Here is a 16,763-nt window from a genome sequence, read left to right as displayed (position 1 = left end):
TTTAAAATGACTGATGTGAAGCAGAGGAGGCTTACTGTGCCAGTTGGGCTTCCAGTATTTTGATTTGTTCTTCTTTCAGTTTAATCAATTCATCAGCATCGTTATGTTGCTGTTTTAATAAGGCACGTTGATCATTCAGCTGATTTTGAATGTCATCTAATTTAGCCACTTCTTCTTTGGCAAGCGCTGCATTCTCAGATATAGGTGCTTTGAGTAAATCTTCTGTGACCAACTGTTTTGGTGCTGCTTCATCTTCTTGCAATGGCGTTGCTTCAGCAGGTACAGCTTTCGCTACAGACGCCGTAGTTGGGGCAGTTTCTATAGGCGCAGTATTGTCGCTATCGCCCATCCATTGAAAGATAAATACGGCAATAATGACAATAATTAACCCACCCGTAATCGCCCATAAAAGCTTAGGGTTATGTCGTTGATCTTCAGTCATGCGTTGTTGAACCTTATTGTTTTACTTTGACTGACGCGGCTTAAACTGGATCACCCCAATTTCATCTGAAACCTCTGGGATTTCAGGTTCATCAATATGTGTTGGACGGTTTTCCGTATAATCACACTCGATACATTCGATCCATTCAGCTTCGTCAGCGGTGAGCATGACAACCCGATCCATCGCCTGACATTTCGGACATTTTGCGCCTGCAATGAAACGACGTTTAATGGTCATCACGACTCCCCTAACTTCATCTAAAGTTCTTAGTTTAAGCGTTTTTGACTATGTTCGTCCAACCTTGATGACGTAATAGTGCGTCTATTTTTGGCTCGCGTCCGCGGAAATTGATAAATGCGTCAAGCGCTGAATCTTTTCCGCCAACTGCTAGAATAAACTGTCTAAACTGCTTGCCAGTTTCGGTGTTAAATAGCCCTTCATTTTCAAAGCGATCAAAGGCATCGCTGGCCAAAACCTCTGCCCATTTGTATGAATAATATCCTGCAGCATAGCCGCCTGCGAAAATATGGCTGAAGCTGTGCTGGAAGCGGTTGTAAGCTGTAGTTGGCGCAACGGCATAGTTTTGACGAATATCATCTAGCATGGCTTGAATCTGTTCCGCATTTAAAGCAGGGTTGCTGCGATGAATACTTAAATCGAACAGGGCAAATTCAATTTGGCGCAGGCTCTGCATTCCCGACTGGAAGAAACGTGCATCTAACAGTGCTTTAAGCAGGTGTTCTGGCAGGGTGTCTTGGGTTTCAATATGCGCACTCAGCATATCTAAACTATCTTGATCCCAAGTCCAAAATTCCATGAATTGGCTTGGTAATTCCACCGCATCCCAAGCGACACCATGTGTACCTGCCACAGCAATATTATCTACTTCAGTTAGCATGTGATGTAAGCCATGTCCAAATTCATGGAATAGGGTGATGACTTCATCATGCGTTAAAAGCGCGGGTTGGTCTGCAACAGGTGGGGTAAAGTTACACACCATATAGCAAATTGGTTTTTGTAAACCTTGTGCCAATTGCATGCGTGAACGGAAACCACTCATCCATGCGCCGCCGCGTTTGCCTGTACGGGCATATAGATCAAAGTAAAAACCACCAATCACTTGACCTTGATCTTCAAGTTCAAAATAACGTGCATCAGGATGCCAAACAGGGGCAGCGCGCTCAATAATATCGACATCGTATAAACGCTTGACGATGCTAAATAGACCTTCAACCACTTTCGGTGCAGGGAAATATGGTTTTAACATTTCTTGTGAAAGGTTAAATTGCTGTAATTTTAATTTTTCAGAATAGTAGCCTGTATCCCACGGTTGTAAGGTATCAATCCCATCTTGGGCGGCAATGGCTTTGAGTTCGGCAATTTCTTGTTCTGCAGGTGCACGAGCATGTTCTGCCAGTTCACGCAGGAATTGATCGACTGCTTCGACACTTGGTGCCATTTTGCTGGCAAGGGATAATTCTGCATAGTTGTTAAAACCGAGCAATTGCGCCATTTCTTGACGTAAACGCAAGATTTCTTCCATGATCGGGGTGTTGTCAAATTCAGACTGGGCTGATTGATCGGACGCGCGAGTAGTGTATGCCTGATACAAGGTTTCGCGCAAAGCACGATCATCGGCATAGGTCATAATGGCTAAATAGGCAGGAATATCCAGTGTTGCCACAGCTTGTTCCAATTCGCGTTGCTGACCATATTGTTTCAGCAATTCAACGCTGCTTGGCGGTAAACCTTTGAGCTGATCTTCGGACAATACTTTGTAATAGGCTTGGGTGGCATCCAATACATGATTGGAAAAGTCTGATGACAGTTGCGATAAACGCGCTGAAATTTCAGCATAGCGTTTTTTAGCTTCACCTTCTAAGGCCACACCTGACAGTTTAAAGTCGCGCAATGCCAGTTGAATTGCGCTTTGTTGTGCAGCAGGCAAATCTTTAAAGGTGTTGGCGTCGTGAATATGTTGATAGCTTTGATACAACACCGTGTGCTGACCCAATTGAGTGTAGTAGTCGCTTAAACTTGGTAACAGCGCTTGATACACTTCGCGGGTTTCAGGATTATTCATGACCGCATTTAAATGTGACAGCACGCCCCATGCTTCGCTCATGTTATTTTCGAGCTGATCAATCTGTTCTAAAACATTTAATTGCGCCGTCGTATTTTCAGGTACTGCAGTCAGATTATTTAAAAAGTTTTGTCCCTGCTGAATGGCATGCTCAATTTTTTGTTTTAAATCTGCCAGGGTAATTTGATCAAATTGTGGAACAGGCAAAGTTGCCTTTTCTAATGTCATGTCGGTCTGCCGATTTATTTCCTGTGTTATTTGTAGAAGTAAGGCTTCTAGAAGGATAAATCAAGCCTTGGGTGCTATTTATTCGCTCTTGTTTCACCGTGGATAGATTGAATATCTTGGATGTAGGTGCCAAAGCGCCCCTCAATGACCGATAATTTTATGAATAGATTTTGATTTTTGTAGTGTTCATATTCATCTACATTGATTCGAAACATACCAGTAGAGTCATACGGTGTTTCAATAGAATAGTAGACACTTCCTTTTTTACCATGTTTTTTAACAGCGCTTGCTTCCAATGTCACCACAGTAGGTGTACCCAAAACTAGGGTATGAAGCAGAGGAGGATAGACAACTAGATTTAAGTAAAGAAACAGAATTACAAAAATAGGGAAGAGGAGTAAAAAATAGAATTTTGGCTTTTTTTGTACATTTGTCCATGTACGTGGAATGATCCATTGTCCGTATCTATGCAGAACATAAAAGTAGATCAAAACAGCCAAATAAATCAACGTTGCAACAATGAAGGCTGTGATTTTGACTTGATTTGTTGGGGTGAAGTCTATAAAAAAGAGAGCAATCAGTGCTGAAATACTAAGTACAAAGACTAAGCATATTACATATTCATGGTAATAGTATTTAGTAATTTTCTGTGATGTCATGATTTTTAAGTGGTTTATTTTTATAGAGATATATTAAATGAAAAAGAGCGCCGTAGCACTCTTTTTTATTTAGTAAAATTTACTCACCCTTTGCTTTGGCATTGGATTTTTTCTTTTTCACCTTGGTCTTTTTTTTGGCTTTGTCTTTCGGTTTAGCTTCCGACTTCGCTGAGGTTTTTTTACCGTAAGAGCTCGGTTTGCTTTTTGGCTTTTTCTTCGGCACAGGTTGCTCACCGTTTTCACTTAAAGTCGCCTTGCTTGGACGCTCAGAAAAAACTTCTTCAGTGGCTTCACGGCTGAACGGTTTTGCCACGCGCGGTGCGCGCATACGAATAGCACGACCTGCATGGGTGAGTTGCTGCATGAGCTCAAAATCAATTTTGCGATCTTCTAAATTGACAGCCGCGACTTTAATTTTAACTTCATCGCCCAAGCTAAAGCTTTGACCACGTGCTTGTCCAATTAGACTTTGGCTGGCTTGGTCAAATACAAAGAAGTCATCGCCCAACTGGCTGACATGAATCATGCCATCGACATAAAGGTCTTTGAGAGTAACAAATAAACCAAATTCGGCTACTGCAGAAATTACGCCCACAAATTCTTCACCCAAATGCTGCTGCATATAGTGGCATTTTAGCCATGTGGTGACAGAGCGTGAGGCTTCATCGGCACGACGTTCAGTTGCAGAATAATGTTCGCCTGCATCATCTAAAGCTGCACCTGAAAGTGGTGATGGCTTTTGTTTTAAATGCGCTTTAATGGCACGGTGTAACAATAGGTCAGGGTAGCGGCGAATTGGTGAAGTGAAATGCGTGTAGGCATCATAAGCTAAACCAAAGTGTCCTGCATTGTTGGCACCATAATAGGCCTGCATCATGGAACGTAATAACACCGCGTGAATACTTGGCGCATCAATACGATCTTTAGTGGCTTCAATCACCGATTGATAGTCGGTCTGAGTTGGTTGTTCTGGGAAATGTAGCCCAAGTAATTTGACAAAATCACGGACTTTTTGAATACGTGAAAACTCTGGCGGTTCATGCACACGGTACAGCATCGGCACATCATGTTTGAGTGCATATTCTGCTGCTGCGACGTTGGCGAGTAACATACATTCTTCGATCAGTTTATGCGCATCGTTACGGCTGCGCGGCAAAATTTCTTTAATTCCACCTAACTCATCAAAGGTCATGTAGGTTTCAACGGTTTCAAACTCCATGGCATGACGTTCAGCACGTAAACCTTTCAGCACTTGATACAGTTGGAACAGAGTATTTAATGATTTGCGCACCTCCCGATCTTCTGGAATTGCCGCACTATCACCCTCAAAATATTGTGCCACTTGAGTATAGGTTAAACGTGCTTTGGAATGCATGACCGATGGATAAAATTCAAAACCTGTGACCCGACCTGCGCGTGACAGTTTTAAATCGCAGACCATACACAAACGGTCAACCTGCGGATTCAGCGAACATAAGCCATTCGATAAAGCTTCAGGCAACATCGGCAATACAAAATGCGGGAAATAGACTGAAGTCCCACGTTCCTGAGCTTCATCATCCAACGGTTTGCCTGTACGGACATAATGGCTGACATCGGCAATTGCGACTACGACACGGTAACCACCGCCTGGACGTTTTTCGGCGTATACCGCATCGTCAAAGTCGCGGGCATCTTCACCATCAATAGTCACTAAGGCTAAATCGCGTAAATCAACACGTCCTTCACGGTCTTGGGCTGTCGGTTCTTGAAAGCTTTCGGCTTCTTGAATGACATCTTCAGGAAATTCATACGGCAGACCAAATTCTAAAATGGTTTGCGGAATAATAATTTCAGTTTCGGCTTTGTCTGCCATCGACTGAATAATATGTCCTGTGGCAAACTCTTCGCGGGTTGGATAGTCGTCAATGGCAATGCGCACGGAATCGCCCAATTTAACTTGGGCATGTTCAATTAATTCTTTTTCAAGGGTAATGGGTTGATGGCTATTTGGCTGGGCAGGCTGAATAAAATATTCACCATCGTATTCTGACAATTTACCAATGATTTGTTTGACACGACGCTGGGTGACTTCGGTAATAAAGCCCCATGCCTTGCCTTTACGATCTACCGAAGTCTGGCGGACTTTGACTTGATCGCCATTAAACACCAAACGTAGTTCGCGTTCAGGCAATAAAATATCTTCATGACCTGCAATATTGGCTGTGCCTAAACCTTTACTGTTGATGTAAACCGTGGCGTCATGAGTCGGTTGTTCTGCAGCCAGCTGGAACTTGAATCCATCTTTCATGAGCTGACCATCACGTACCATGGCAATTAAACGATGGCTCAGGGCATCAATACTTTTTTGATCGGCAATCGCAAAATGCTCTACCAAGTCTGCATGTGACTGTGCCGCCTGCAAGGTTTCAATGGTTTCTAAGATTAAGGTACGGCTTGGAATAGGATTTTCGTAGCGTTCGGCTTCAGCTTTCGCTTCAGGATCGACCCAATTTTTCATCATGGAATAAACTTCATGTCAGAAGATAGGTTTAGCATAAGTCATGTACGGAAAGACTGCACGTAAATGATTGCAATAATGTGTTTTCTGTCGTTATTTTACGATGTTTCTAGTTTTTGTGCAGCGATTGCCAAAAGTTCAGGCGTAATTCTGGTGATGAATCCTGAAAATTGTTTAAAAAATATTTAATTGAGCAAAAATATGCAAAAATTGTGGTATCGAAGCTTGCAGTGCTAGCACTTAATTTGTATTATGGCGGCACGTTACGGTGAGATGGGTGAGTGGCTGAAACCACGTCCCTGCTAAGGACGCATACGGGTAACTGTATCGAGGGTTCGAATCCCTCTCTCACCGCCACGCTTTACTTATGTCGCGCTCATAGCTCAGCTGGATAGAGCACTTGGCTACGAACTAAGGGGTCGGGAGTTCGAATCTCTCTGAGCGCACCAATAAGTAAACCGAACAGTAACGTATCGCCTAAATTGGCACACAAGTAATGCGCTCATAGCTCAGCTGGATAGAGCACTTGGCTACGAACTAAGGGGTCGGGAGTTCGAATCTCTCTGAGCGCACCAACTTGAACAATCAACCGCTTAAATGCGGTTTTTTTGTGCCTGAAATTTAGTAAACTCAAACAATAATCAGTTTATTAAAAAGAATAGCGTACTCATGGTTTTACGTTAAAATTCTTTTGAATCGTCCAATATCTGTGCATTTGATTGCAAAATGATGAATTAATACTTAACAGCCAGAAAAAAACACGTATAATGCACCCCATCAAGTCGTCGCGCTCATAGCTCAGCTGGATAGAGCACTTGGCTACGAACTAAGGGGTCGGGAGTTCGAATCTCTCTGAGCGCACCAACTTGAAATAAAAAACCGCACTTTTGATGCGGTTTTTTTGCATCTACACTATCTAAAAATGATGAAATTTCTGTGTCAAAAGCATGACCATTGTTTTACGTCTGGCTTTGAGCGAATAAACACGAAAAAAATAAGGAAAGTGCTCAATCTAGTGTAAGATTTAGCTCAATTTGAATGACTTGATGATGAGCTTATGTCTGACACGCAGCCAGCATTGTCTTTGCGCTATTTTTTAAATTTAGAAGAATCTCAAGACGGCTTTGCCCTTGCGACTTTTGGTAAAAAACAATTTACCCGTTTTATTACACCGTTGATTAGTGTGGCGATTATTGCTTGGGGCTTTTATTTGGGCTTCGATGGGGTAGGTCGCTATTATGTTGCACTCGGTGCTTTCTTTTTAATCTTGCAAACTTTAATGCGTTATTGGTTTTTGCCAATGATGTTTAAACGCCAGTTTGTAAAATACCAATTTGGAAAAAGCGAGCAAGGCATTGATTTATTTCAGGACTATGCCGAGCTGTATGCCAATGGTCGTAAACAGGTATTTCATTATAACGAGGTGCAAAATTTCGCTGTGGGTAAACTCACCTATATGCTGGAATTAAAAAATCGTACAGTGGTGATTGTGCCGAAACGTGCATTTAATCTGCCTGCAGAACAAACGGTTTTTGAAAATACCTTTAAAAATTAAGTTCTAATTTTCCCAATTTACGAATTATTTGAGGATGATCATGAGTACACGTCCATCTAAAATTGTCTGTGTCGGTCGCAGTTATGCAGACCATGCCAAAGAATTAGGTAATGCTGTACCTGATTATCCTGTGTTATTTATTAAACCGCCAAGCAGTTTACGCAGTTTAAGTGATGGGATTACGTGGAATAAGGTCTGGGGCAATTGTCACTATGAATGTGAATTGAGTTTACGCATTGACCAGCCTTTAAATGCAGACACAGATCCTGCCAAAGTATTGGATGCTGTAGGTGCAGTGACTTTGGGCTTGGATTTAACATTGCGTGAATTGCAGGATGAACTTAAGAAAAAAGGACAGCCGTGGGAACGAGCCAAAGCGTTTGACGGTTCTTGTGTGTTGGCAGATTGGGTGGATGTATCGGAAATTCAGGACTGGAAAAACGTGCAATATCGTTTGGACATTAATGATGAATTACGTCAGCAAGGCGATACCAGTTTATTGATTTTTGATATTGCGGCATTGTTGGCAGATATTAGCCAAGTATTTAGTTTAGAACCTGGTGATGTGGTAATGACTGGTACACCTGCAGGGGTGGCAGCATTACAGTCGGGCGATCAGTTGAAGATGACCTTACAAGGACGTACTCAGGCATTTGTCTGGACGACTTTTGTAAAATAAATAGTGGTGTAAACGGTGATGTCATCAAAAGATGAGTATCACCGTTTTGTACTTGCTTTTAAATCCAATGGTTATACTTTCAGTAAATGCTGAAATTTACTGCGTAATTTATTCAGTTTCGGTGGAATGGAAAAATTGCAGTAGCCCTGATTTGGATTTTTGGCAAAGAAATTCTGATGATAGTCTTCTGCAGGGTAAAATTCAGGTGCTGCACTGAGTTCAGTCACAACATTCACACCTTCAGCTTGTAAGGCTGCAATCATCTCGGCGGCAGCTTGTTGCTGTGTAGCATCTAAATAATAAATCACAGAGCGGTATTGTGTGCCGACATCATTGCCCTGACGGTTTAATGTGGTTGGGTCGTGTGTGGCAAAAAACACCTCAAGTAATTGTGAATAGCTGATCTGCTGCTCATCAAAATCAATCAAAATGACTTCTGCATGTCCGCTGTCGCCACGGCAAATATCTTCATAGCTTGGGTTTAAGGTATGTCCACCTGCATAACCGCTGGTGACTTTTTCTACGCCTTGCAGTTGTAAAAATACGGCTTCGACACACCAGAAACATCCGCCACCAAACAATGCTTGTTGCATGATTTTGTCCTTATATTTTATGAATCAACCATTTTAAGCCTGTCTATTATTAGGCTTAGCCGTTAACGTGCAGCCGTTGGTGTTTCAAATTGAATCAGTAAATTTCCATGGCGATCTAGCAATTTCAGGGTTTTACCATAGACCTGATAATGCGTCACTTTATTTAGGGCTTCATGAAATTTCTGATCTAAGTTGTTGTTATTTAAGCAAGCCATTCGCGTGGTTGCCAATTGCCCCAATTGTAGGGTGTCACGTCCTGCGACATAACTACCGCTGAGTCGGTTACAACTATCTGAACCTGTGACTGTTTGTGTGGCGGCATCAAAGTTTAAATATGGCAAGTTTTGGCGGTTTGCTTCTGTTTTTAACATGCTGTTGCCCAATTGCGTAGCAGTCCATGTACGTTGTACTAAGTTGGCTTGATTGATTGCGCTAATTTGGCTTGCACTCGTTTGAGTTGGCATAGTTTCACATCCTGATAAAGCAATCATTGCACCCAATAAGGTGATCCCGAAGTATTTTTTTAGCATGGAATGATCTCTAATTTTTTGAAATTGTTGCTATCTAAACAAATTATGCGCCGTGGCTCTAGTTAAATTTGTATGTTTGCTGCAACTTTTTCCAAGATATGGTGTGGTTTTTTCTCTGAATTGATTGTATCTGCGCAAAATGACCAAAATAGGTCAGGGCAGCACTTTGTTCTGATAAGTCGGATGCGAATAAGGCGTGCTGATGTTTGCTGAAGAATCGAGCTGCACGCCTTGTCGAATGAGCGCGGAAAAGTCTTGGCTGTGGATATCTTTTAAGTTTTCCACACGTGGGTTAATGTGGGCACGTTGATACCAAGTTTGCATATCCCAACGATGATCCAGCGCATGCAAATCATATAAATAATTGGGTAAATAACCCGAAGCAAACAGACGATAGTCGGCAGGGAAACGTTTTTGAGATACTGCCTGAATCATGTCAAACAGCAGCGTGGTGCAATTACTGGTCAACGTATTATACCAACGCGCTTTGGCGGCTAAAGCATCGGCTTTATGCAGATATTCCTGAAACAGTGCTTGTGCTTCTTGTGGATTGAGCTGGATCGGGAAAAAATAAACTTGCTCACCCCGAATATTGCTGCGGGTGTAGATGATATCTTTTTCATCGGCAGCGACAAGGCTGAGTTCATATTGCCGAAAGAAGCCACCAATCGCAGAAAACTCTTCGTGTTTTTCTTTGCGAATTTCAATGGAAAAGGTGAGTGGCGCTTGATCGGCAAAGTCAAAACTGACTAAGGTATGCGCAATTTTTGGCCCCATCCAGTAAGAGGTGATGATATTCACCCCCGTAATCTGTTTCAGGTTAAATTGGCGGGTTTCCCAACGTTCGGTATAGCGACCATCGGCATGCCAGTCAAAATTGCGGACATTGTGCAGCGTGACCTGATCTTGTACTTGTTCATAATGCAGCATACGGGCTACTTCAGGGTTCCAGTCACGGTCTTGCTTGGCATCCATCCCAAAATACCAAAACAGCCCCAAGGTAAAACCCAAAAGATAAACCAAAATATCCTGATTGCGACTGAGCAAATGCTGAGTGATATAAATGCCCAAAATGCTGAGGGTGAAGGCTAGCCAAGTCCCAATCAGCACACGGCTCATTAACCAACCCAAAGGCTGATGAATCCACAAGGCCATACTGAGCCAAATAGAAGAAAGAACGACACCTAAACTGAAGATGAAATGCAGCATCCGCCATTCCTGAGGCAAAGTTAAATTCCGTTTAAGTCATCATAATCAAATATTGCCAAGGCTGTCAGCATTATTTTTGATAGCGGGCAAACTCAAAGGCAATCCCTGATTTTTCATCGACATGCTGTTCTGAGGCCACTTTTTTAAACTCGGCAGGAATGGCAGGATAATGCGCATCTCCCTGAACATCTAGTTCAATATGTGTCAGTTCCAAACGGTCAGCAATCGGCATAGTTTGGCTAAAAATTTCACCACCACCAATAATAAATAAAGTGTTTGGTTTTTCTGAGGCTTGAACATCGGCAACGGCTTGTTGCAAGGCATCTTCAATGCTATGCGCCACTTTTGTGCCTTCAAATGCCCAGTTTGGGTCGCGGGTAATCACCCAATTGACACGTTTAGGCAGGGTGCGTCCCATCGACTCCAAGGTTTTGCGTCCCATAATCACCACGCCACCTTGGGTGATTTCTTTGAAGTGTTTTAAGTCTGCCGAAATATGCCACGGCAATTGGTTACCCTGACCAATGCAGCGTTGTTGATCCATAGCGACTACGTGTACAACTTCTAAATTTTGAAATGACATAATTAGGCTCGTATTTTCTTAGTCTGCCAAGCATCTTTTGGGGACGTTGGGGCAATTTAAATGTTGAGATGATAAATCTAGCAACAGGCAATTAAACAGCGACAGGTGCTTTAATTGCAGGATGTGACTCATAGCCTACAATTTCAATATCTTCAAATTTAAAATCGAAAATATCTTTGATTTCAGGATTGAGTTTTAACTGACATAACGCCAGTGGTTCACGGCTTAGCTGTAACTGTGCCTGTTCAAAGTGGTTGGCATATAAATGCGTATCGCCACCTGTCCAGACAAAATCTCCGACTTCTAAATCACAGACTTGCGCGATCATGTGGGTTAGTAAAGCATAGCTGGCAATATTAAAAGGCACGCCTAAAAACACATCGGCACTGCGTTGATATAGCTGGCATGAGAGTTTGCCGTTGTGCACAAAAAACTGGAATAAAGTATGGCAAGGCGGTAAAGCAACTTGACCTGCTTCTTTCGGGTTCCAGCCTGACACGATTAAACGCCGTGAATTTGGATTGGTTTTAATTTCATTGATTAACCATGCAATTTGGTCAAAACCATCTTGCTCATACAGACCATCGGCTTTTTGTGTTGCACCAAAATTACGCCATTGATGTCCGTACACTGGGCCAAGTTCACCTTCAGGACGACCAAAGCGCGCGGTTTGTTCTGCGGTAGACCATTCATCCCAAATACTGACTTTATGTTCTTGTAGATATTTGACGTTGGTATCGCCTTTTAAAAACCATAACAGCTCAATTACGATAGAACGGAAATGTACTTTTTTGGTAGTCAGCAGTGGAAAACCTTGTGCAAGGTTAAAACGCATTTGGTGCCCAAACACTGAACGTGTGCCTGTTCCGGTACGGTCACCTTTGTCGCCACCATGGTCAAGAATATGTTGGAGTAGGTCTAAATACTGGCGCATAGCGTTCTCTGGTCAAGCAAAAGAAATATTTTTTGTTTGGGCAATTCGATGCCCAGTAAATCAGAAAGAATAATAGCAGAGTTTTTAAAGTTGTGACTTTATTGTGTGTCGGAAGCGTGATGTTGATGCAGTAAAGCCAACGGCGAAAACAGGCAAATAGCCAAAGCGGTAAAGCCAATGCCTTGAGCGCCCGACAGTAAAATTTCACCGTGTTGAATCTGCATGAAAATTATTGCGAGTAACAACGCCAGTGGAATCCAAGTCAATAGTCGTGCCAACTAACCTGTGGGATGTTGTGCAGTAAAATGAATTTTGCAGTAACGACAAATTAAAAAAACAATACCTGTGGCCAGAAACATTAAAATCGCATCGAGCTTTAAGGGTTCTAAGAAGTATACCGCTGCAGTGACCAGCGCGATCACCATCAGCAGGGCAATTTTCTTTGTGACCGCAACCTGTGGGTTAAACCAAAATTCAAGCATGTGAGATATTGATGTCTGAAAAGTGTAAGTAATAGATAGCACTGTAGCATAAAAAAGGCGAAGATTGACTTCGCCTGAATGGATGAAACCTGCATTTAAATGGGTAGTAGCTTAGCTGTTTTTTTGCGGCCCCCAATCATAAATTTTCTTTTGATAGGCATACCACATCATCCAGAAACCGACCAAAATCATTGGTAAGCTCAGGAATTGTCCCTTACTCATCCATGCAATAAAGAGCTGACCATGATCGGGTTCGCGGAAAAATTCGACAACAAAGCGCGCCAAACCATAACCAATCAGGAATAGGGCAGACACTGCCATGCGTGGACGTGGCTTTGAACTAAACCACCACAGTACAATAAACAGGATTAGACCTTCACATAAGGCTTGATACAATTGCGATGGATGACGTACCAATTGTAAAGGATCGGTCGGGAAAATCATCCCCAAAGCAAAATTCGGATCGGTCACAGGGCGACCATATAATTCACCACCAATAAAGTTACCAATACGACCAAACATTAGACCTGTAGGTACACATGGGGCAATAAAATCCAAAGTTTGAAACCACGTCATTTTGTATTTTTTACACCAGAACAGCATGGCTAAAATCACGCCCAGAAAGCCGCCATGGAAACTCATGCCGCCTGTCCAGACTTGGAATAACCACAGTGGATTTTCCAAAAATTGTTCAAAGCCGTAGAAAAACACATAACCGACACGTCCACCAATCACCACGCCCAAAGCGCCGTAAAAGATCAGGTCGGAAACCATGTCTGGTGTCCAGCCACGTTGTTTGGCACGGTAAGTTGCCAAACCCCATGCAAATAAAAATGCCAGTAAATACATCAAGCCATACCAATGGACTTGTAAAGGCCCGAGCGAAATAGCAACGGGGTCAATATTTGGATAGGTGAGCATTCCTGTTCCTTGTGATTCTGTTTTGCACAGATTTTAGCTGAATGTGATGAAAAATGTTGTACATTCAATGTGTAAAGATCAAGAGTTTAAATTATGTGTATTGTGGCATTGGCTTGGCAGGTCTTGACAGACACACCACTGTGTTTGATTTCAAATCGAGATGAGTTCTATCGGCGTCCGACAGCAGCACTGGCAGCATGGTCTGATAGTCCAATTGTTGCAGGGCAAGATTTAGAATCGGGCGGTACGTGGATGGGCATTACCCCATCGGGACGCTGGGCTGTGATTACCAATTATCGTGATGCGAATGATGTTCGTGAATATCCAACTTCACGTGGGCATATTATTCAGGCTTTTTTAGAATCTGAGCAAACGCCTATCCGTTTTGCGCAAGCCTTAGAAAAACAGCAATGTGAATATGCAGGTTTTAATTTATTTGTGGGTGACACCACTCAAGCGGTGTACATGAGTAACCGTGGAGAAGCGCCGCAGGTTTTAGCTAAAGGCGTTTATGTGGTGTCGAATGGATTGATGAGTGACCCTTGGGAGAAAACTGCACGCTTACGCAAACGCTTTACGCAGGAGTTTTTACCGATGCTGCAATTGCCTGATCTTGCAACGGCAGAGCTAAATGCTGCGGCGTGGGATATTTTGCAAGATGAACGCAAAGTTGCATCTGAATTGTTACCGCAAACAGGGATTTCATTGGAGATGGAAGCGTTGTTGTCATCGACTTTTATTCAAAGTCCACTTTACGGTACACGTTGTTCCAATTTTTTACGTATGCAGGCGCAGCAATTTACATGGCTGGAAAAAACACAATATGGTGAGCAAAAGGGAGATATTGTGCAGCAACAGTTGAACATTGAGGCATAAAAAATGCCGACGTGATGTCGGCATTTTTAATTTATGGATGTTATCCAGCAATTGCTTTGCCGTCTTTACGGGTGATGACAACCGTTGCTGAACGAGGACGTGCAGTTTTATTGTTCATGTCAGTTTGTGTTGCAGGCCAATGGCTGCTTGGCGCATCAAAACTCTTTGAATCTTCACCTGGGTGCTGAACGTTAATAAAGATTGCTTTGTAGTCAGGTGTCATGGTTACACCTGTAATTTCACATTCTTTTGGCCCAACAAGGAAGCGACGTAAGTTTTTATCGGTGACTTGAGCACCAGCAATTGTACTTTGATCACCAACAGTTTTTACAACACCGCCATCACCAACTTGACCAGGTAGTGCTGCTAACATCATACAGTTTGTAACATCTGTATATGCGCCATCATCTGTTTGAATCCAAAGAACACCACGTGGGTCAAACCACATACCATCTGGACTTGAGAAGTCGTTTGCATCGCTTAAATTAGAAAGGTTAATTGTCGGATCCATACTTGCTTCAGCACCAAATAGATAGATATCCCATTCAAATGATGTTGCTGCAGTATTCTCTTCTTTAAAGCGGATAATATGACCATTGACGTTACCTTTACCACCTTCAGGATCGGTGTAGTTACGTGGGTTTGCAGGATCTGTTGCATAGCTTGAACCACGGTTCGAGTTATTGGTTAAAGTCACGTACACTTCACCATTTTCAGGGTTTACAGCAACCCATTCTGGACGATCCATTTTTGTAGCTCCTACAGCATCTGCTGCAAGACGAGCAAAAGTAAGGACATCCGCTTGTGAGCTAAATGGGTAAATAGCGTTTGTTTCGGTTAAGCCATTTTTACCATAAGCCAGTTCAATCCACTCTCCTGTGCCTGATGCATTAAATTTAGCGACATAGAATTTCCCTGAATTCATATATTTGTCGCCAGCTCGATAACCACCATTCACATCTTTAGGATCCCATGTTGCATCTGATACAAATTTGTAGATGTACTCACCGCGCGAGTCATCGCCCATATAGAATGCAAATTTTTGCCCTTCAATTGCGCGGCTGGCGCGACAGTCTTCGTGAGCAAAACGACCTAATGCAGTACGTTTTACTGGGTTTGAGCGGCTATCGAATGGATCAATTTCTACAATCCAGCCAAATGTATTTGGCGCATTACGATAGTCTTGAGTTGCAGACTCTTTGGTTACGTTAGCAGCCCAACGATCATACATGTCTTGAGATTCAAAACCAGCTTCTGCTGTTTCCCAACCATAGCGTGAAGATTTATTCAAATACACGATGCGATCTTGCTCATCGCGTTCTGGAATTTTTTTACCATCAGCATCTAAAATATAAATGATGTTGTTTTTCGCATCACGTTTAACACTACCGTCTGCATTTTTTTCAGTTTGATAAGAGATCTCTAAGCCTAAGCCATAGCGTTTAAGTGCTATTTTTTCAGCTTCACTACGGGCTGAGTATTGGTCTGTACCTGAGCGTTGGAAATAACCAATAAAATTTTCTTCAGCAGTTAAATAAGTGCCCCATGGTGTATAACCATTACCACAGTTATTTTGTGTGCCTCGAGTTTGACGACCAGCGGGAGAGAATGCTGTGTGCAGTAATGGAGAACCAGCTACAGGCCCTGCAAAATCCATGACAGTCGAAGCTGTAATACGACGGTTAAATGGTGATGACTTCACAATCTCTACAGCTTGAGTTTCAGCATTTTTCTTAATATGAACGACTGAAACACCGTGTGCATTTACTTCACGAATCACTTCATCTTCTGGGCGACGTCCATCCTTTTTAGTTGCGCCTTTTGGATGTAAGAAGGTTTGGTTGATATATTCGTGGTTCAAAACCAATAAGCCATGATCTGATGCATTTTCATCATAACGACCAGTTTTAGTACTTAAGCCAAAATAGCTCATGCCATCGTGACAGTCACCAGAGCGGAATTGGAAACTTGGGCCAGATGGAACATCTGCATCTGCATTCCAATTGCTATAAGAAGGATTGATTGAGTCACCTAAAGCATATAATACAGTTGCTTGGTAACCTTCAGGAACAGTAACAATATCATTTAAATTTTTATCTACAGCTTTAAATGTTAATGTTTCAGGCTTGGTATTGGGTTCTTCTTTACTTGTTGGTGGTGTTACATTTGTATCTTCATCATCATCACTACATGCAGATAAAGAAGAAGCTAAAGCTAAAGCTGCTGCACCGCTTGCAGTTTTTTTAATTAAACTGCGACGGTTCATGCGTTGTTCTAGAATGTCACGAAAGTGCGTATTGTCTGAAGTGTTATTATCTAACTCTTGATCTTCATTGTAAGGCATAAAATCAGTCATTTTTTTTCCTAGCAAATTGCTTAGTCGTTTGAAAGTTATATGTAAATTAGTGGCTAAACATGACATGCGGGTTAAGCTTATGTGTCAAACTGATTAAATCCGTTCAGTTGTGATCTACACGCACAAAAAAAGA

The 16,763-nt window shown here is 42.4% G+C and carries 15 protein-coding genes, 4 tRNA genes and 1 pseudogene; 7 read left to right on the top strand and 13 right to left on the bottom strand.

All coding sequences use genetic code 11. From position 1 onward, the window contains the following. Window positions 1–31: 31 nt before the first annotated feature. The 5 genes from FTU58_RS08365 to rnr form a co-directional block, all read right to left on the bottom strand. Window positions 32–442 (bottom strand): hypothetical protein, encoded by a 411-nt coding sequence (locus FTU58_RS08365; protein WP_004974772.1) that lies wholly within the window; start codon window positions 440–442, stop codon window positions 32–34. A 21-nt stretch (window positions 443–463) separates the two neighbouring features. Beyond that, entirely contained in the window at window positions 464–673 is a 210-nt protein-coding gene (locus FTU58_RS08360) for a YheV family putative zinc ribbon protein (RefSeq protein ID WP_171324836.1), read from the bottom strand. Between the two features lie 40 nt (window positions 674–713). Continuing rightward, entirely contained in the window at window positions 714–2,753 is a 2,040-nt protein-coding gene (locus tag FTU58_RS08355; protein WP_131260579.1) for a M3 family metallopeptidase, read from the bottom strand. A gap of 74 nt (window positions 2,754–2,827) precedes the next feature. Beyond that, complete coding sequence (locus FTU58_RS08350) at window positions 2,828–3,412, bottom strand: hypothetical protein (RefSeq protein ID WP_111885424.1); 585 nt, start codon at window positions 3,410–3,412, stop codon at window positions 2,828–2,830. 79 nt (window positions 3,413–3,491) lie between these two features. After that, complete coding sequence (rnr, locus tag FTU58_RS08345; RefSeq protein WP_180062324.1) at window positions 3,492–5,915, bottom strand: ribonuclease R; 2,424 nt, start codon at window positions 5,913–5,915, stop codon at window positions 3,492–3,494. A 264-nt stretch (window positions 5,916–6,179) separates the two neighbouring features. Between rnr and FTU58_RS08340 the strand changes: the two genes are divergently transcribed. The 6 genes from FTU58_RS08340 to FTU58_RS08315 all read left to right on the top strand — a co-directional run bounded on the left by FTU58_RS08340 (window position 6,180) and on the right by FTU58_RS08315 (window position 8,146). Beyond that, window positions 6,180–6,269 (top strand) — tRNA-Ser (locus tag FTU58_RS08340). A gap of 15 nt (window positions 6,270–6,284) precedes the next feature. Beyond that, window positions 6,285–6,361 (top strand) — tRNA-Arg (locus FTU58_RS08335). Window positions 6,362–6,410: 49 nt separating this feature from the next. Next, window positions 6,411–6,487: transfer RNA gene (locus tag FTU58_RS08330), tRNA-Arg, on the top strand. A gap of 212 nt (window positions 6,488–6,699) precedes the next feature. After that, window positions 6,700–6,776: transfer RNA gene (locus tag FTU58_RS08325), tRNA-Arg, on the top strand. 193 nt (window positions 6,777–6,969) lie between these two features. After that, on the top strand, window positions 6,970–7,467 hold the full coding sequence (locus FTU58_RS08320) for a YcxB family protein (protein WP_154320310.1): 498 nt from the start codon (window positions 6,970–6,972) through the stop codon (window positions 7,465–7,467). 34 nt (window positions 7,468–7,501) lie between these two features. Beyond that, complete coding sequence (locus FTU58_RS08315; RefSeq protein WP_306670031.1) at window positions 7,502–8,146, top strand: fumarylacetoacetate hydrolase family protein; 645 nt, start codon at window positions 7,502–7,504, stop codon at window positions 8,144–8,146. Window positions 8,147–8,217: 71 nt separating this feature from the next. Here FTU58_RS08315 and msrA read toward each other — a convergent pair whose 3' ends face one another. The 7 genes and pseudogenes from msrA to lgt form a co-directional block, all read right to left on the bottom strand. Then, window positions 8,218–8,739 carry a peptide-methionine (S)-S-oxide reductase MsrA gene (msrA, locus tag FTU58_RS08310; RefSeq protein WP_004974785.1) on the bottom strand — a complete coding sequence of 174 codons (522 nt, stop codon included), beginning with the start codon at window positions 8,737–8,739 and terminating at the stop codon, window positions 8,218–8,220. A 62-nt stretch (window positions 8,740–8,801) separates the two neighbouring features. Beyond that, entirely contained in the window at window positions 8,802–9,269 is a 468-nt protein-coding gene (locus FTU58_RS08305) for an META domain-containing protein (protein ID WP_004974787.1), read from the bottom strand. A 153-nt stretch (window positions 9,270–9,422) separates the two neighbouring features. After that, on the bottom strand, window positions 9,423–10,478 hold the full coding sequence (locus FTU58_RS08300) for a DUF4105 domain-containing protein (protein WP_004974789.1): 1,056 nt from the start codon (window positions 10,476–10,478) through the stop codon (window positions 9,423–9,425). Window positions 10,479–10,548: 70 nt separating this feature from the next. After that, complete coding sequence (locus FTU58_RS08295; RefSeq protein WP_004974792.1) at window positions 10,549–11,061, bottom strand: dihydrofolate reductase; 513 nt, start codon at window positions 11,059–11,061, stop codon at window positions 10,549–10,551. Window positions 11,062–11,152: 91 nt separating this feature from the next. Beyond that, a complete protein-coding gene (thyA, locus tag FTU58_RS08290) occupies window positions 11,153–11,995 on the bottom strand; it encodes a thymidylate synthase (protein ID WP_004974795.1) in 843 nt (280 codons plus the stop codon). A 98-nt stretch (window positions 11,996–12,093) separates the two neighbouring features. Continuing rightward, window positions 12,094–12,477, bottom strand: a pseudogene (locus FTU58_RS08285) (hypothetical protein). Between the two features lie 111 nt (window positions 12,478–12,588). Beyond that, window positions 12,589–13,398 (bottom strand): prolipoprotein diacylglyceryl transferase, encoded by an 810-nt coding sequence (gene lgt, locus FTU58_RS08280; RefSeq protein ID WP_096901379.1) that lies wholly within the window; start codon window positions 13,396–13,398, stop codon window positions 12,589–12,591. A gap of 93 nt (window positions 13,399–13,491) precedes the next feature. Here lgt and FTU58_RS08275 point away from each other — a divergent pair, with 93 nt between their 5' ends. Beyond that, window positions 13,492–14,274, top strand: coding sequence for an NRDE family protein (locus FTU58_RS08275; protein ID WP_004974805.1), 783 nt, complete (start codon window positions 13,492–13,494; stop codon window positions 14,272–14,274). 40 nt (window positions 14,275–14,314) lie between these two features. On the opposite strand, the gene FTU58_RS08270 is transcribed toward FTU58_RS08275, so the two are convergent. Beyond that, entirely contained in the window at window positions 14,315–16,630 is a 2,316-nt protein-coding gene (locus tag FTU58_RS08270) for a PhoX family phosphatase (RefSeq protein ID WP_180062322.1), read from the bottom strand. Between the last annotated feature and the right edge of the window lie 133 nt (window positions 16,631–16,763).

The sequence above is a fragment of the Acinetobacter sp. YH12120 genome, assembly GCF_013418795.1.
Classification (GTDB): Bacteria; Pseudomonadota; Gammaproteobacteria; order Pseudomonadales; family Moraxellaceae; genus Acinetobacter; species Acinetobacter towneri.
Note: the sequence above shows the minus strand (reverse complement) of the source record. Positions and strands in the feature narration are given on the sequence as shown.